General features: G+C 71.8%; 11 protein-coding genes. 5 read left to right on the top strand and 6 right to left on the bottom strand.

Annotated features, from left to right (window positions below; translation table 11 throughout):
• Positions 1-488: 488 nt before the first annotated feature.
• Entirely contained in the window at positions 489-1,562 is a 1,074-nt protein-coding gene (locus tag ACFYYF_RS31330; RefSeq protein ID WP_388780851.1) for a glycoside hydrolase family 19 protein, read from the top strand.
• A gap of 214 nt (positions 1,563-1,776) precedes the next feature.
• Complete coding sequence (locus tag ACFYYF_RS31325; RefSeq protein ID WP_388780850.1) at positions 1,777-2,358, top strand: DUF2231 domain-containing protein; 582 nt, start codon at positions 1,777-1,779, stop codon at positions 2,356-2,358.
• 12 nt (positions 2,359-2,370) lie between these two features.
• On the opposite strand, the gene ACFYYF_RS31320 is transcribed toward ACFYYF_RS31325, so the two are convergent.
• Positions 2,371-3,222, bottom strand: coding sequence for an RNA polymerase sigma factor SigF (locus ACFYYF_RS31320; protein ID WP_388780849.1), 852 nt, complete (start codon positions 3,220-3,222; stop codon positions 2,371-2,373).
• A gap of 473 nt (positions 3,223-3,695) precedes the next feature.
• On the opposite strand from ACFYYF_RS31320, the gene ACFYYF_RS31315 reads away from it, so the two are divergent.
• Positions 3,696-5,189 (top strand): PepSY-associated TM helix domain-containing protein, encoded by a 1,494-nt coding sequence (locus ACFYYF_RS31315; protein WP_388780848.1) that lies wholly within the window; start codon positions 3,696-3,698, stop codon positions 5,187-5,189.
• 99 nt (positions 5,190-5,288) lie between these two features.
• Here the strand turns inward: ACFYYF_RS31315 and ACFYYF_RS31310 are convergent, their stop codons facing one another.
• On the bottom strand, positions 5,289-6,371 hold the full coding sequence (locus ACFYYF_RS31310) for a protein kinase family protein (RefSeq protein ID WP_388780847.1): 1,083 nt from the start codon (positions 6,369-6,371) through the stop codon (positions 5,289-5,291).
• 189 nt (positions 6,372-6,560) lie between these two features.
• On the opposite strand from ACFYYF_RS31310, the gene ACFYYF_RS31305 reads away from it, so the two are divergent.
• Together ACFYYF_RS31305 and ACFYYF_RS31300 are read left to right on the top strand one after the other, a co-directional pair.
• Entirely contained in the window at positions 6,561-8,066 is a 1,506-nt protein-coding gene (locus ACFYYF_RS31305; RefSeq protein WP_388780846.1) for a cryptochrome/photolyase family protein, read from the top strand.
• Positions 8,067-8,313: 247 nt separating this feature from the next.
• On the top strand, positions 8,314-9,618 hold the full coding sequence (locus ACFYYF_RS31300) for a Rieske 2Fe-2S domain-containing protein (RefSeq protein WP_388780845.1): 1,305 nt from the start codon (positions 8,314-8,316) through the stop codon (positions 9,616-9,618).
• A gap of 65 nt (positions 9,619-9,683) precedes the next feature.
• Here ACFYYF_RS31300 and ACFYYF_RS31295 read toward each other — a convergent pair whose 3' ends face one another.
• The 4 genes from ACFYYF_RS31295 to ACFYYF_RS31280 all read right to left on the bottom strand — a co-directional run bounded on the left by ACFYYF_RS31295 (position 9,684) and on the right by ACFYYF_RS31280 (position 16,110).
• Positions 9,684-10,898 (bottom strand): MFS transporter, encoded by a 1,215-nt coding sequence (locus ACFYYF_RS31295; RefSeq protein WP_388780844.1) that lies wholly within the window; start codon positions 10,896-10,898, stop codon positions 9,684-9,686.
• 638 nt (positions 10,899-11,536) lie between these two features.
• Positions 11,537-13,639, bottom strand: a complete 2,103-nt coding sequence (locus ACFYYF_RS31290; RefSeq protein ID WP_388780998.1) for a glycosyl hydrolase family 28-related protein — start codon at positions 13,637-13,639, stop codon at positions 11,537-11,539.
• Positions 13,640-13,844: 205 nt separating this feature from the next.
• Positions 13,845-15,434, bottom strand: a complete 1,590-nt coding sequence (locus ACFYYF_RS31285) for a hypothetical protein (protein WP_388780843.1) — start codon at positions 15,432-15,434, stop codon at positions 13,845-13,847.
• A gap of 133 nt (positions 15,435-15,567) precedes the next feature.
• Entirely contained in the window at positions 15,568-16,110 is a 543-nt protein-coding gene (locus tag ACFYYF_RS31280; protein WP_388780842.1) for a GNAT family N-acetyltransferase, read from the bottom strand.
• Positions 16,111-16,185 lie beyond the last annotated feature (75 nt).

Raw genomic sequence — 16,185 nt, 5'->3', positions numbered from 1 at the left:
ATGGATCGCATCACCACGCTGCAGACCGACGCGATCCGCGCCGCCGCCCCTGCCGTGCCCCCGCCCCAGGGGTGATCCGCCAGCCCCCCGGCACCGGTTGAACGACGCCGCAGCCGAACCGCTGCCCGTCTACGGCGCGTTGAAAATCGCCGCACGCCGGCAGGCGGCGCTCCACGTTTCGGTTCCTCGTACTTCAGGCTCCGCTCCCCCTGGTCGGGAACCGCCGACGACGAGGGATCGCACCGCCGGCTGATCCAACTACCGAGCCAGGCAGAGCAGTTGGGCGCCGGGCAGCACGCGGCACTTTCTCGCCAAGGACCCGAACCTCGATTGGTCTACACCTTGACTGGTACAGACCAAAGCGGTTGAGTGTGGCTCCACACCCCCCACCACGGTCGCCCGGACTCCGCGGCACCGGCGTTCCGTCGGCGTACGCGCATGGCTCCCCCCGCCTCCGCAGCGGCCCCGCTCCGCAAAGGACTGATCCCGTGTCACAACGCCGCGCCGCATCCCTCCTGGCCGCGATCCTGATCGGAGGCTCCGCACCGGTACTGCTGCCGGCCGCCGGCGCCTCCGCCGCATCCTGTGCGAGCTACCCGGACTGGGTGGCCGGCAGGTCCTACGCCACCGGCAACGTCGTCCGGTACACGGACGGCAAGACCTACATCGCGGAACACGACAACCCGGGCTACGACCCCACCATCAGCACCTGGTACTGGGACCCCTACGCCTGCGACAGCGGGCCGACGAACCCGTCCGGCGGGTCCTGTTCGAGCTACCCGGCGTGGGTCGCCGGACGGTCCTACGTCACCGGCAACATCGTCCGGTACACGGACGGGAAGGCCTACATAGCCGAGCACGACAACCCTGGCTACGACCCCACCATCAGCACCTGGTTCTGGGAGCCGTACGCCTGCGACGGCGGCTCGACCAACCCCTCCGACGGATTCGTCGTGAGCGAGGCGCAGTTCAACCAGATGTTCCCGAGCCGGAACTCCTTCTACACCTACAACGGCCTCAAGGCCGCACTGAGTTCGTTCCCCGGCTTCGCCAACAGCGGCAGCGACACCGTCAAGAAGCAGGAAGCGGCCGCGTTCCTCGCCAACGTGAACCACGAGACCGGTGGCTTGGTCTACGTGGTGGAGCAGAACACCGCCAACTACTCGCACTACTGCGATTGGAGCCAGCCCTACGGCTGCCCGGCCGGTCAGTCGGCGTACTACGGGCGCGGTCCGATCCAGCTCAGCTGGAACTTCAACTACAAGGCCGCGGGCGACGCGCTCGGCATCGACCTGCTGGGCAACCCGAACCTCGTCCAGACCGACGCCGCGGTCGCCTGGAAGACCGGCCTCTGGTACTGGAACACACAGTCGGGCCCCGGCACCATGACGCCCCACAACGCGATGGTCAACAGCGCCGGATTCGGCCAGACCATCCGCAGCATCAACGGCTCGCTGGAGTGCGACGGCAGGAACCCCGCACAGGTGCAGAGCCGGGTCGACGCCTACCAGCGCTTCACCTCGATCCTCGGCGTCACGCCGGGAGCCAACCTGTACTGCTGACCGACCGGGCGACGACGGGACACGGAGAGCCGGGGGTGCGCCGCCATCGCGGCGCACCTCCGGCCAACCCGGCGAGTGCCCGCCGAGCGCCTGCCGAGCGCCTGCCGAGCGCCCTGCGCGTGCCCGGCCCGACCGCGGTGCGACGCGACATCACCCTCACGCGCCACACGAGCGGCGGGTGGGAGAGTGCCCTGACACCGGGTAGTCGTTCGGTATGGACACATATGAACCGGATACTTCCCTCGATGCCCGGACAATTCTGCCGTCAGAGGGCGTCTCGGCCCGATGGCTGGCCGCGCTGGACCGCATCGAGCGGTCGAAGGCGGCGGACCCCGTGATCCAGAAGCTGCAGGGGGCGATCCGCTCGCTGCCGCTGGACGCGGCCCGCGATCTGCTGCACGGCAGGCCGCTGGGCCATCCGCTGCACCCGGTCCTGGTGCAGGTCCCGATCGGCTGCTGGCTGTCGGCCGCCGTCATGGACGTCATGCCGGCGGGGCAGCGCGCCGCGACGACCCTGACGGCCGTCGGACTGGCCGGGATCGCCCCGGCGGCGATCACCGGGTGGGTCGACTGGGCGGACCTGCCTCCCGAGCAGGCCCGCGTCGGACTGGCCCACGCGGTCGCGAACGTGACGGCGGTGGCGTTCTTCGCCGCCTCCCTGACGGCACGATTCCGCCACCGCCCGGCGAAGGCGAGGCTGTGGTCGCTGGGCGGGCTGGTGGCGGTCGGCGTCACCGGCGCGCTGGGCGGGCACGTGGCCTACCGGCAGGCCGTGGGAGCCTGGCCGGCCGCCTAGCCGGTCCCCCGCTCAGCCACGAGGCGCCGCGGCGGGGGCATCTCCCAGTGCGGCGGGGGCGTCTCCCGGTCCGGACGTCTCCGCGAGGATTTCCTCGCGCAGCGTCGCGCAGCAACCGCTGAGCAGACGCGAGACGTGCATCTGCGAGACGCCGAGCCGCTCAGCGATACGGGTCTGCGTCATGTCGCGGAAGAAGCGCAGGTAGAGGATCGTCCGCTCGCGCTCGGGCAGCCTGGCCAGGGCGGGCTTCAGTGCCTCGCGGTCCACGACCAGGTCGAACCCCGAGTCGAACTCGCCCAGCGCGTCCGCGAGGGAGTAGCCGTCGTCACCACCGGTGAGCCCGGCGTCCAGCGACAGGGTCGCGAAGCTGTCCAGGGCTTCCAGACCCGCCCGTACGTCGTCCTCGCCGAGCTGGGCGTACTCGGCTATCTCGGCGACGCTGGGCTGCCGGTCGGCGTTGGTGGGCGCCAGGTCCTTCACTGCGCCGCGGACCCGGTTGCGCGCCTCCTGGACGCGTCGGGGTACGTGCACGGCCCACATGTGGTCACGGAAGTGGCGCTTGATCTCACCGACGATGGTCGGGACCGCGTAGCTCTCGAAGGCGTTGCCCCGACCGGGGTCGTACCGGTCCACGGACTTCACGAGGCCCAGAGCGGCGACCTGGGTCAGGTCCTCGACGGATTCGCCCCGGCCGCGGTACTTGCCGGCGATGCGTTCCGCCATCGGCATCCAGGCCTCGACGATCTCTTCGCGCAGGGCCTGCCGCTCGGGCCCGTCGGGAAGTCCGGACAGGTGCGAGAAGGCGGCGTCGGTATCGGGGGCGTCGTCGTGCCGGTGGCGCTGCGTTGCAGTAGTGCAGGTCATGTGCTGACAGCTCCCTCAAGGGTTGCTGACTCGACAGAAACACCATGGGGGCGCGCACATAGTCGGTGACACGTGCCGGAGCGAACGCTCTCACGGACGTGCCTTTTATCCGAAGCACTGTCCTCTGCGTCCCCTGCCCTCGGAGCGATAAACCCGTATCGGGACAATGTGACTCCATGAAACCGGCCGACAGGGCAGCGTGACGCCGGCGCCGCTGTTCGGTGCCGCTTCGTGTCGGACCGCATCTCGACGGTGACGGGCCGCACGCGGCGTTCCCGGGGACGGTGTCCGAGGAATTCCTCTCGCGGATTCTGGATCTTCGCGGGAACTGGACGGCTCCCCCGTCCGACTGCCTCACCACACGGCCGCATGCAGGCCGATGGAAGGACGCCGCAGCCCGGTCGTCGGCCGGGCGCCCGCCGCTCCGGATCGAGGAGCGACGCCGTGCGGCCGACACAGAACGAGGTGGGAACGTGTCCGTCAACTCCGACGCCCCCGAGCAGCCGGCTCCGGGCGAACGGCTCACCGAGCCTCCCGAAGGCACGAAAGCCGCGGCCGTGCAGCCCAGACCGGAGCGACAGCCCTCGGGCTTCGGGCCGTTGATGGCGCGACTGCACTTCTACGCCGGAGTTCTGGTGGCGCCGTTCCTGCTCGTCGCCGCGGTGACCGGGCTGCTCTACACCTTCACTCCTCAACTGGACGCGTTCGTCTACGACAAGGAGCTCACGGTCGCGCACTCGTCCGGCACCGCGCGGCCGCTGGCCGAACAGGTGGACGCCGCGCGGGACAGTCACCCGAAGGGCACGCTCGTCGCCGTCCGGCCGGGAAGCGGGGAGGAGACGACGCAGGTGGACTTCGCCCTGCCCGAACTGGGCGAGCGCGCGCACACCGTCTACGTCGATCCGTACACGGGGAAGGTCACCGGACAGCTCACCACCTGGTACGGATCCACGCCTCTGAAGACATGGCTGGACGACCTGCACCGCAACCTGCACCTGGGCACGACGGGCCGGTACTACTCGGAGATCGCGGCGAGCTGGCTGTGGGTCCTCGTCCTCGGCGGCCTGGTCCTCTGGTGGCGCAGGCAGCGCCGCAACCGGACCGCGCGTCGCCTGCTGCTGCCGGACCTCGCCGCCAAGAAGGGCGTGCGCCGCACCCGCAGTTGGCACGCGGTGACGGGTGTGTGGCTCTCGATCGGTCTGCTGGTCCTCGCCGCGACCGGTCTGACCTGGTCCCGTTTCGCGGGCGCCCACTTCGGTGAGGCACTGGACGCGCTGCGCTCCGGAACGCCCGGCGTGTCGACCGCCCTGCCCGGCGCGTCCGCCGACGAGCAGGGCGGCCACCACCACGGCGGCGGAACGGACGCCCACAGCAAGCACGGTGCGGACCCGACGGCCATCGACGCGGTCCTGGAGGCGGCACGGCACGACGGTCTGTCGGGCCCCGTCGCCATCGGCGTGCCGCAGGACGCCACCACCGCGTGGACCGTGTCGCAGAACCGCAACCTCTGGCCGGTGGGACGCGACAGCGTCGCCGTCGACGCCTCGAGCGCCAAGGTGATCGACCGGGTGGACTTCGCCGACTGGCCCGTCCTGGCCAAGCTGACCCGCTGGGGCATCAACGCCCACATGGGCACGCTGTTCGGCCTCGTCAACCAGATCCTGCTGGCGGTGCTGGCCATCGGCCTGACCTGCATGGTCCTCTGGGGCTACCGCATGTGGTGGCAGCGCCGCCCCACACGCTCCGACCGCGGTGCCCTCGTCGGGGTCCCGCCGGCGCGCGGTGCCTGGCGCGGAATCCCGTACGGGGCCTTGGTGCCCGGTGTGTTGGCCGTCGTCGCGCTCGGCTGGGCGCTTCCGCTCTTCGGCATACCGCTGGCCGTGTTCCTGGCCGTCGACGTCCTCGTGGGTGTCGTGCGAAGCCGTCGGCCGGCAACGCCGGTGACCGAGTCCGGCACCGCGGACTGACCCTCATCACAGCTTGGACTCACGGCACTTGGCGGGGCCGCACATCGAACGGTCCCGCCAGGCGGCCGAGTTCCCCGAGAGGGCTTCTGGTGCGCCGTCTCAGGAGGCCGCCACGACGCCCGCGGGGTCCCAGGCTCCCTCGAACTCGGCCGACGGATACGGCGTCCGCTTGCTCTCGGTGAGCAGGCGCCGGGCGAACTCGCCCATGGTCAGGGCGGCTCGGGCGTTCCGGTCGATGATCCCGGCGATCTCGCGGGGTACGCCTTCGGGGCGGTGCCCCGCGATCCATGCGCGCAGGAACGCCTCGTACCCCGTGTCGTCGTCCGGACCCGCGGGCAGGTGATGGCGCAGCAGGTGCCGGGCGTTGTGGGAGCGGTCGTACAGGCGGTGGGCGGAAAGGAACTCCGCCTCGGTCGCCGTGAGTTCGAAGCCGGAACTCAGCGCGAGGCCGAAGTCCGCGAAGTACAGCCGTCGGCCGTCGGTCAGGACATTGGCGAAGTGGGCGTCGAAATGGACGAATCCGTGTGAGCTCATGAAGGCGGTGCCGCGTTCGAGGGCCTCCTCCGCCCACCGGAACGGCGAGCCGTCGCCGCCCTCCGGCGCGGTGGTCCGGTGGTCGTGCAGCCAGTCGGCGAGTGTCCAAGGGATGTGTTCGACGAAGAGGACCAGGCAGGCCGAGGACCGTCCGATGGCCTCCAGGCGTTCGCGCACGGCCGGCGAGCCCTCCCAGTGCTCGACCGCCCCGTCGATGCCACCGAACGCGTCGGCGAACCCTTCGGGAGGCGAGTCGGGCAGCACCCGCCAGTGATACAGCAGCGGGAAACCTTCGTACTCGTTGCCGAGGACCCAGTGGGTGGTCATGACGTGCGCGGCCAGTTCGCGCCACGCGCCGAACCCCGCCGAGCCCACTCCGTACTGGTAGAACATCGGCAGCCCGAAGAGGTTCGCCGTCGATCGCGCGTGCTCCGGCCGTATCTCCGTGTCCGTCAGGGGGACTTTCTTGACGAACACGCGCGTGCCGTCGACGTCCAGCTCCGCGGACCTGCCGCCGATGCCGGCCCCGAGCGGGGAGGCGCCGGCGACGGCCTCGCCGAGCCGGCGGTCGCTCAGCAGGGAGAGGCGCGTGGCCACCTTCCCATGCGTGGCCAGCCGTTGGGCGTGGCCCGGTTCCGGGGTGTGCATCGGCGGCTCCTCGGTGCCCGGGCCCGGGCTTCGGCGATCTTGTGGCCGCCGTCGACCTTATCCGGCGGGCCTCCGACGGTCTGACCCGCTGCCCGGAGGCGGTGCCGGTCGTCACCCCTTCGGGGCGGAGACGGAGACTCGCCCCCGGATGGGGAACCGCGCGGCCGAGGGACGTGTAGAGATCCGCACATGACCACAGCCCACTGGCTCTTCGGCGACCAGCTCGGACCCCACTTCCTCGCTCCCGGTCCGGAAGGGCCGGACCGGGACGCGCCGGTGGTCATCATCGAGGCCCGCTCCGTGTTCCGCCGCCGGCGTTTCCACCGGGCGAAGGCCCATCTCGTCCTGTCGGCGATGCGGCACCGTGCGGCCGAGCTCGGCGGGCGCGTGCGTTACGTGCGCAGCGAGACCTACCGGGAGGGGCTGCGCGAAGCGGTCGGCGACGACCCGGTGACGGCGCACCACCCCACCTCGCACGCGGCGCTGCGGCTTGTCCGGTCGCTCGACACGGTCACCGTGCTGCCCGCCCGCGGGTTCCTCGTGCCGCCTGCGGACTTTCGGGCCTGGGCCGACGGCCGCGGGACCCGTGCGCTGCGGCAGGAGGACTTCTACCGCTGGGTGCGCCGCGAGCACGATCTGCTGATGGACGCCGACGCCCCGGCGGGCGGGCACTGGAACCTCGATCACGACAACCGTGAACCCCCGCCCCGGGGAGAACGCACCCTGGGCGCGCCGGCACCGTACCGGCCCCGCGAGGACGAGATCGACGAGGAGGTACGGCACGACCTGGACCGGTGGGAGCGCGAAGGGGCGGTGCGCTTCGTCGGGCGGGACGGCCCCCGCCGGTTCCCCGCCTCGCGGCGTGAGGCACTGGCCGCGCTGCGCCGGTTCGTCGAGCACCGGCTGGCCGGGTTCGGACCGCACGAGGACGCGATGCTGGAGGCCGATCCGGTGATGAGCCACAGTCTGCTGTCCTCGTCGCTGAACCTCGGTCTGCTGCACCCGCTCGAATGCGCCGAGCGGGCCGAACAGGCCTGGAGGGACGGACAGGCGCCGCTCAACAGTGTGGAGGGGTTCGTCCGGCAGATCGCCGGATGGCGCGAGTACGTATGGCAGCTCTACTGGCACTTCGGCGACGACTACCGGGACAGCAATGTCCTGCGGCACGACGCGCCGCTCCCGGACTGGTTCCTGGAACTGGACGCGGACGCCGTGACCGCGCACTGTCTGGCCACGGCTCTGGCGCAGGTGCGCGACACCGGCTGGACGCATCACATCCCCCGGCTGATGCTGCTGGGCAGCTACGCGCTGCAGCGCGGGTGGGACCCGCGGGCGGTGACGGACTGGTTCCACCGCTGCTTCGTCGACGGCTACGACTGGGTCATGCTGCCCAACGTCGTCGGGATGTCCCAGTACGCCGACGGCGGACGGATGACGACGAAGCCGTACACCTCGGGCGGCGCCTACGTGAACCGCATGAGCGACCTGTGCGGGGGCTGTGCCTACCGGCCTACGGAACGCGCGGGTGACCGGGCCTGTCCCTACACCACCGGGTACTGGGCCTTCCTGCACCGCCACCGCGGGCGGCTCGCCGGCAACCACCGGACGGCCCAGGCGGTCAGGGGACTGGACCGGCTCAGGGACCTGGACGAACTGCTGTGCCGGGACCGAGAGCTCGGGGACGCGCCACCGTGACGCGAGCGGGTCCGGCCGGACCCGGCGTCGTAACACCAACGCACTCCCGCGGTTGACGGCCGTGGCGTGCGCGGTGACCGTTGGAAGGTGGAGCCCCGTCGTGGCGGGGCTGAACCGCCTACTTCCGCGGGGCGAGTTCCCTGGACGGGATGGCGACGCGGCGGGACGCGGGCCCGTGGACCCGCCGCGCGGTCTCCCCGCTGCCGCACGACGCGAACTCGCGCCCCGACGCAAGGGAGCACCGCACATGACCGAGGCCCGGCACGACCGCCCCGCATCGGACCCGCACTCCGCCTCCCGCCCGGACCCTTCGGCGGCGCGCCACGCGGACAGCCGCCCGGCGGACCGGCCCGGCAGGATCTCCGACCTGCGCCGGGTCGGCATCTCCCCCGACCACTGGTATCCGGTGGCGACCTCTCGCAAGGTACGGCGCAACCGGACGTTCGCGGCCGTCTTCGCCGGTGAGCGGATCGTGCTGTACCGGGGGCGCAGCGGCGTCGTGCACGCGCTGGAGGACCGGTGCGCGCACCGGCAGGTGCCGCTGAGCATGGGTGTGGTCGAGGGTGACATCCTGCGCTGCTGCTATCACGCGTGGGCCTACCGGGGCGACGGCCGCATCTCGCAGATTCCCTATCTGCCCAAGGGCTGCGAACGGCCGCCGCGCGGGGTGCGCTCGTATCCGGTGCGCGAGGCCTACGGGCTGGTGTTCGTGTTCCCCGGTGACCCGGCGCTCGCCGAGGAGGCGCCGTTCCCGTTCCTTCCCGAGTACCACTCCGCCACGCACCGCACCATGACGTTCTCCCGCACCGTGCGCTGCCACTACTCGTTCATGCACGAGAACCTGCTCGACATGAACCATCAGTTCCTGCACCGGAGCGTGCTCGGCCGGATCCAGCCGGAGCTGCTGGGGTACGACGCGGGGCCACGGCACGTCGAGGCGCGCTATCTCTTCGTCCCGGCCGGAGGGCGCAAGGACCGGGGCGCGGGCCTGCTGTCCGCGGAGGGGATCGGCGGGAAGGACCGGCCCGATGTCATCACGATCCGCACCGAGTATCCGTACCAGACCCTGCGGGACGTCCCCGAGGGCAGCGACCTGCCGGTGTTCTCGCTCTGGGCCGCCTACGTACCGGAGGACGCGGAGCAGCGGGTCAATCACGCCTACGGTCTGCTCACGATCGCGAAGCCGCCGGTGCCCGGGGCGCTGCATCTCGCCTGGCCGCTGATCCGCCGTTTCACCGAGCGGGTCTTCACGCAGGACCGGACGGCGGTCGAGGCCGAGCAGCGGGCCTGGGACGAGCAGGGCGAGGACCACAACCACGAGGTGTTCCCGCTCATCCTCGACCTCCGCGAGGTCCTGCGCGACAACGGTGTGCCGCTGCGTCCGGAGCGGGCGTCCGGCTGCGCGCCGTGCGGGATGGCCGCCCCGGCGCACCACGCCGCCGCCGGTGTGGGGGCCGCCAGGGCGCCGGGACGTGCCGGGGGGCCGCAGTCCGCCGGCCCCGCCGTGGAGGGTGCCGGTCCGGCCGCCGAGGGCGCGGGCCGGTCCGAGTAGTCGCGCCGGGCCGCCGGACGCCCCGCGGGACGCCCCCGCCGCAGGGCGCCGCGTCCCGGTCGGCGTCAGTCCGCGGTGGAGACCCGCGCCGTCTGTTCGGTGGCCGGGGAAGCCTGGGTGATCACCTCGGAACGCCGTCGGCCCCGGTCCATGACGCCGCCGGTGAAGGCGAGGCCCAGACCGGCCACGGCGAGGGCCGCGCCGACGAGGTTGGGCGCGGCCCAGCCCCAGCCCGCCGAGATGACCAGGCCGCCGAGCCAGGCACCGCCCGCGTTGGCCAGGTTGAACGCCGAGTGGTTGGAGGCCGCCGCCATCGTCGGGGCGTCCTTGCCCTTGGCCATGAGCAGCATCTGGATCGGCGTGGTGATGAGCGAGCCCATCGCGCCGATGAAGGTGATCGTCAGCAGTGCGGGCACGGTGCTGTGGACCGCGAAGTAGAACACGACCAGGGCCGCGGCGAGCAGGACGAGCCCCCAGTACATCGTCGGGCGCAGCGCGCGGTCGGTGAGCGGTCCGGCGATCAGGGTGCCCAGCGTCATGCCCACGCCGTAGAGGGCGAGCACCCAGGTCGTCGACGTGCCGGAGAGTCCGGTCAGGTGCGTGAGCATGGGGACGAGGTAGCTGTAGACGGCGAAGAATCCGCCGAAGCCGACCACGGCCGTGGCCAGACCGATGACGACCTGCTTGTTGCCCATGGCCCGCAGCTCGTGCCGGATGCCGGCCTGTCCCTCGCGCGGCTGGTCCGGGACGAAGGCGGCCAGCGCGGCCAGGGCTATCAGACCGATGACGGCGACCGCCCCGTAGGCGGAGCGCCAGCCCAGGTGCTGGCCGAGCGCCGTGGCGGCCGGGACCCCGACGATGTTGGCGATGGTGAGTCCGAGGAACATCTTCGAGACGGCACGGGCCGCCCTGTCCGGGGCCACCAGACGCGAGGCGACGACGGCGCCGACACCGAACAGTGCGCCGTGCGGCAGACCGGCCAGGAAGCGCGCGGCGAAGAGGCTGCCGAAGCCGGGAGCGAGCGCGGAGGCCGTGTTGCCGATCACGAAGAGCCCGGTCAGCAGGAGCAGCAGCCGCTTGTGCGGGACGCGCGCGCAGATGCCCGTCAGCAGCGGCGCGCCGACAACGACACCGAGCGCGTAGGCCGACACGACGTTGCCGGCGTGCGGTACCGACACACCGATTCCGTCGGCGATCTGGGGAAGCAGCCCCATCGTGGCGAACTCGGTCGTGCCGATACCGAACGCAACGACGGCCAGGGCCAGCAGAGCCAAGGGCATGGTGCAGGAGAACCTTTCGAAGACAACGTTGCCAGGGACCAGGGTGATACGAACTCGCCCGCGGTCTCCACGTCCCGTCGCGCCGGGCGTGGTGCCCCGGAGCGCCCCCGGGACGAGGGTGAGCCCATGGGAGTGCAGCAACGGGGCGGGGGCAATCCATTCCAAGATCGCCCCGTGTTCCACGGCGTCGGGCCGGGCCCGCTCCCCCAGGCTTCGCGGTGGTCGGCCCGGGCAAGTGAGCAAGGATAGCCGCTGTGGCCAGGCCGCCGTCCGGGCAGGGGTCGGCACGGGCCTTCGGCCCACGCGGCCGGTCACGCGGGGGTCACGCGGCCGGTCACGCGGCGAAGCCGAAGTCGGTGACGTATGCGTACGGGCCCCACGGGCCGCGATCGCCCGCTTCACCGGCACGGCCGTCGCCGTCCCGACATCGCGCGCGTGCCGCGCGAGGACGGAGGCGGCCGCCGAACCGATCAGGCCGGCGCGTCGGACGCCGCCTCCACCCGGCGACCGACGGGCACGACACGCACACCGGCGTCCTGTACCGGCTTCGCCGGCCCGGTGGCTCTCGGCGGGCGGCGGACGGCGGCCGATGGGGGTCGGCCGCCGCCTCGGCGGTACGGGTCAGTGGCCGGCGTCCCTCACCAGGGCGCTGGCGCGGCCGGCTGGACCACCGGCGGCCGGTCGTCGCAGGTGATGGTGTTGGGCAGTTCCCAGGACGCCATCCAAGGGCCGGTCGTGCCGCCTCCGTCGTTGCCGCCGAGGTCGTTCACCGTGAACTCGGATCCGGAGGCGGGGAAGTTGAAGGATCCGCAGTTGTTGATGCCGACCGCGCCGACGTTGCGGGCGTCCACGTTCTCGAAGGACGCCGAGCCGGCGGAGCGTGCGCTGAGCACGGAGGTGCCCGTGCCGTCCACGCGGATGTCCTTGAAGCGGACGCCCCGGATCGCGTACTTGTCCTTCACCGGGAAGTCGGAGACGAGCATGACCGCGTTGTAGGTGTTGTCGAGGAAGTGGTCGCCGGTGACCTCGATGTCGGCGTCGATGTCCCGCTCCAGGGCGTAGAACCAGATGGCGCCGAGACCGATCTTCCAGTTGAGCTCGAACGGCCCCGAGCGGACCGTGGTGTTGTCCGTGATCCGCAGGTGTCCGGTGAACGGCTCGGCTCCGAAGCGGGAGCCGACCTGGATGGCGCTGCCCTCCCTGACGGGGTCCGCTATGAGGTTGCCGGTGACCGTGTTGTCGGTGCCGCCGTACAGCGCGATGCCGTTGGCGAGGACCGGGCTCTGCACGGTGTTGTGGGCGAAGACGTTGCGCGCGTCGCCGGTCTTCTCCGACCACATGGCCAGACCGTCGTCGCCGGTGTTGCGGACGAAGGTGTCCGAGACGCTGGAGTCGGTCACGCCCGTATGGAAGTTGAGGCCGTCGGCGATCTGGTCGGCGATCACGGTGCGAGTGACACGCAGACCGGTCATCGGCCCGTCGAACCACATGCCGACCTTGGTGTGGTGGAGATAGAGGCCGTCGATCGTCGAGTCACTGAGCGCTCCGCCGACGGCGTTGACCTGGTCGGTGTCGACGCGTTCACGGACGTCGCCCTCGACGGCGAAGCCGGACAGGTGGACACCGTGACTGCCGCCGTCCGCCGCGTCCTTGCCGTAGAAGCCGACACCCGTGTGGACGGAACCGTCCGGCGCGGGGGTGTCGAGGGTGACCTGGTGCCCCTTCACGACCGTGTACCAGCTCCCCGCCCCGACGATCGTCACGTCGTCCACGGTGATGTGACGGTTCACCTGGTAGGTGCCCGGCGGCAGGTACACCTTGAGGTGCCGCTTCTTGGCGTAGGCGATGGCCCGGTCGAAGGCGTCGCCCGCGTCCCTCCGGCCCGTGGGGTCGGCGCCGAAGGCGAGCACGTTCGCGGCACCCTTCTCGACGTGGGGCGCACCGACGAGTTGGGTGTCGAGCAGGTCGATCACGGTCCAGGCCGCGGCGCTGTTGCCGGGCGCGGTGAGGCGGACGGTGTCACCGGCCGCGTACCGCTTGCCGAGAAGCAGCCGCTGCTCGTCGTAGAAGTGGCTGGGCCTGAACGGCTTGTCGATCGTGGGCGCCGGAGTGGTCGCGGCCGGGACACAGCCGCACTCGGTGATCCACCAGTCGGGGTGCAGCAGTTCGCCCCGGGGGTCGTTGCTGAAGGGGTACTGGTTGTAGAGCCAGGAGTACCGCGAGGTGAGGGTCATCGTGGTGCGGTGCCGGCCGTCCACGGAGACGTCGAGGGGCGCGGTGATGCCGCCGCCCTTGGGGGCGTCGGGGATGCTGTAGCGCACGGTGAGGGCGTTGGCGGCGCGCGGCAGGGTGAACTCGACGTACTGGCCCGGCTTCAGACGTACCGCCGTACGTCCCGACGCCTCGGAGGGCAGGGTGTAGGCGGTGCGGTCGGGGCCGATGACCGTGCCGTTCGTCGAGGCGTTCTCCGCCTCCTGCTCGGCGAAGTCCACCGCGGCGCCGCGCCCCGCGACGAGGGCGGGATCGAGTCCGGCCCGGGTCACCGCGGGAGCACCCCCGCCGCGCCCGGAGGCCGTCGGGCCTCCTTCGCCGGCGCCGCGCCCGGAGGCCGCCGGGGCCGGAGCACCGAGCACGAGCACGAGTCCCGCTGCCGCGGCGGCCACCGCCGCGACCGTCCGGACCGGTCTTCGAACGGGGCGGCCGACCCGCTCCGCAGCCGCGTGGGTGGTGTACCGCGCCATCGGATTCTCGTTTCTCTCGGAGCCGAGGAACACCGAGGGCAGCTCGGTGCGCGGCGGCACGGCGGGGAATCAGCCGTGCCGCTGCGTACCGGGACATTAGGGCGCGGCGGGACACCCGGACAAGACGTCGAACACGTCTTTCCGGGATTCAGTAGCGATCCTGCAAGTCAAAGTCGATTTCTTGCAGAACAACGCTCGTCATCCGTCACTGCCGGACCGAGCACTCCAGGATCCGGCCGTCGACCGTGCCGATCAGCAGGTGCCCGTGCGGGGTCACCGCGAGCGACAGCGCCGTGGTCGGGGTGCCGTCTATCTCGAGCCCGGTGTGCCATCGGACGGTGCCGTCGTCGGCGTCCAGTGCGGTCAGCGCACCCGAGTTGCAGGCGACGTAGACCGTGTCCTCGTCGACGTCGAGCGCGGTGGCCGGATGATCCATACGGTGCTGCCACCGCGCCGCGCCGTCGAGCGACCGCCGAACGACGTAGGCGCCGCCGGGCTGGAGGCCGACGCCGTCGTGGACGGCGCCCGCGTACACCAAGGAACGCCCGATCTCGGCCGCCGGACCGCCGAAGTGGTGCTCCCGCGGCTCCCAGGAGTGCGGGACGAGTGGCCGCGCCGTCCCGTCCGCACCTACGGCGACGATCCACTTGTCCTCGTGCGGCGCGTCCGGTCGTGTGCCCACCAGAACGTACGGGCTGCTCGCACGCCGGACCGGGAACGCGTGGTTGACCAGGTCGAACGCGCCGACCTCCGGGCCCTCCTCGCGGGCGTCGAGGTCGAAGACCGCCGGCCGTCCGGAACGCCCGTGCACACGGTCCGTCGGCCTCACGAGCACCCTGCTGCCACCGGCGACCAGGGTCCCGGACCGGTCCAGGTCCAGCGTTTCCAGTACCTCGCCGGTGTCGACGGCGACGCGGGCGATCCAGGGCGCGCCCCGCTCCCGCCGTCCGTCCCGGCGGCGCGGGCGGCGTTCGGCGTTGGTCCACACCGAGGTCCCGTCGGAGGAGAGCACCAGCTGGCGGCCGCCTTCCTCGTCCTCGACCACCCAGTCCCGTTCGCCCGACGGCAGCCACGACTCCGCCAGAACCCCGTCCAGCGCGGCCAGCACGCGACCGCCCTCCCCGCTCTCGACGGCCCACACCTGACGCCGGGGCGACCACCGCCGGCCCGCGGCCGACGCGAGGTCCGCGAGGAAGCGGCGCGTCCGCGCCCGGTGGTCCCGGCGCGTGGCCGGCCCCGCTGGAGCCGCGAGCTCTTCCGCTTCGATCGCCCTCGACCGCACCGCGCTCCAGTCGTGGCGGGAGACCGCGACCGTGTGCCCCTGCTCGTGCGCGTCCGGATTCTCCCAGTCGTCACAGGGCGCCAGGACCAGACGCAGCTCCCGCTCTGTGAGCCAGGCGACGCCCAGCACCTCCCGCTCGTGGCGCAGCACCGACACCACGGTGCCGGAGTCCAGGTGGAGCAGGAGGAGTTCGCCTTCGAACGAGTAGCCACCGTCGTAGCGACCCGTGCCGACCGCCAGCAGCGGCAGGGCCGGGTGAAAGGCGAGCGAACGCACGGGATACCTGGATCTCACCAGGTGTTCGCACCGCAGCGCGTCCCTGTCGTAGACGCCGATCCGGTGCCCGGTCCAGCACGACTGCGCCGTCCCGCACCCACTCCACTGAAGCGCCCCGACGTCCCTCGCCACGGCGACCCGCCGCGAACGGTCGTCGACGACGGCCAGACTCGGCAGCCCCGTCTCGGCGAAGGGCCCGTCGCCCAGCACACGGAGGACCAGCGGCGGAACAGTCATGCGGGAAGCCTCCGAGGGGCGGGACGTCGACGACCGCCGCCCCTCGCCCGGGACGCCGGCGGTCCATGATCCCGTCCGGCCGCCCCGGCCACCATCGGATATCCACCGGCCCCCCGGTGAGGCGGCCCGCCGGTCAGGGGCGCTTCAGGCCCCACGTCTGCAGAGTGAAGGGGCGGCCCTTCTCCTCGCCCGTGATCAGCGGCACGTCGAGAAGTTCGAAGCCCGACTTGGTGGCCACGGCCACGCTGGCGGCGTTCTCGGCCTCCAGTTCCAGGATCACCTGCTCCGCGCCCAGCTGTTCGAAGGCGTACGCGGCCATCACGCGTACCGCGCGTACCGCCAGCCCCTGGCCGCGGTGCGCCGGGCCGACCGCGTAGCCGATCTCCGTGCCCTCGGGGGCGCGCCGCAGCATCACCTCGCCGAGCGGCGCTCCGCCGTCGACCGTGATCGCGAGCAGGACGGCGGTGCCCTGCGCGCGCAGCTCCCGGTCACGGTCCAGGCGTGCGCGGGCGGCGGCCTCGTCGAAGGGGGAGACGATCGGAGTCCAGTACGCGATGTCGGGGTGGTCGAACAGCTCCGGCATCGCCGTCAGGTCCGCCTTCGTCCAGTCGCGAAGGACGAGCCCCTCCCCCGAGAGCTCGATCCGCTCGGGAAACGACGACGTGGTGCTGCTCATGGTGCGGGACCTCCCTGGCCTGTTCGAACGAGCCACGATAGCCCGAACGCGGAGCGCCTCCTCCTGACGGAAAGC

This window comes from Streptomyces sp. NPDC001914 (assembly GCF_042891215.1).
Lineage (GTDB): Bacteria > Actinomycetota > Actinomycetes > Streptomycetales > Streptomycetaceae > Streptomyces.
The sequence above is the reverse complement of the archived record's forward strand: the minus strand, read 5'-3'. Positions and strand labels throughout refer to the sequence as shown.

Bases quoted from the DNA above. Each gene is read 5' to 3' on its own strand.
- ACFYYF_RS31290 (WP_388780998.1), bottom strand. From the start codon at position 13,639: ATGGCGCGGTACACCACCCACGCGGCTGCGGAGCGGGTCGGCCGCCCC.
- ACFYYF_RS31310 (WP_388780847.1), bottom strand. From the start codon at position 6,371: ATGCACACCCCGGAACCGGGCCACGCCCAACGGCTGGCCACGCATGGG.
- ACFYYF_RS31295 (WP_388780844.1), bottom strand. From the start codon at position 10,898: ATGCCCTTGGCTCTGCTGGCCCTGGCCGTCGTTGCGTTCGGTATCGGC.
- ACFYYF_RS31320 (WP_388780849.1), bottom strand. From the start codon at position 3,222: ATGACCTGCACTACTGCAACGCAGCGCCACCGGCACGACGACGCCCCC.
- ACFYYF_RS31300 (WP_388780845.1), top strand. From the start codon at position 8,314: ATGACCGAGGCCCGGCACGACCGCCCCGCATCGGACCCGCACTCCGCC.
- ACFYYF_RS31285 (WP_388780843.1), bottom strand. From the start codon at position 15,434: ATGACTGTTCCGCCGCTGGTCCTCCGTGTGCTGGGCGACGGGCCCTTC.
- ACFYYF_RS31280 (WP_388780842.1), bottom strand. From the start codon at position 16,110: ATGAGCAGCACCACGTCGTCGTTTCCCGAGCGGATCGAGCTCTCGGGG.
- ACFYYF_RS31305 (WP_388780846.1), top strand. From the start codon at position 6,561: ATGACCACAGCCCACTGGCTCTTCGGCGACCAGCTCGGACCCCACTTC.
- ACFYYF_RS31325 (WP_388780850.1), top strand. From the start codon at position 1,777: ATGGACACATATGAACCGGATACTTCCCTCGATGCCCGGACAATTCTG.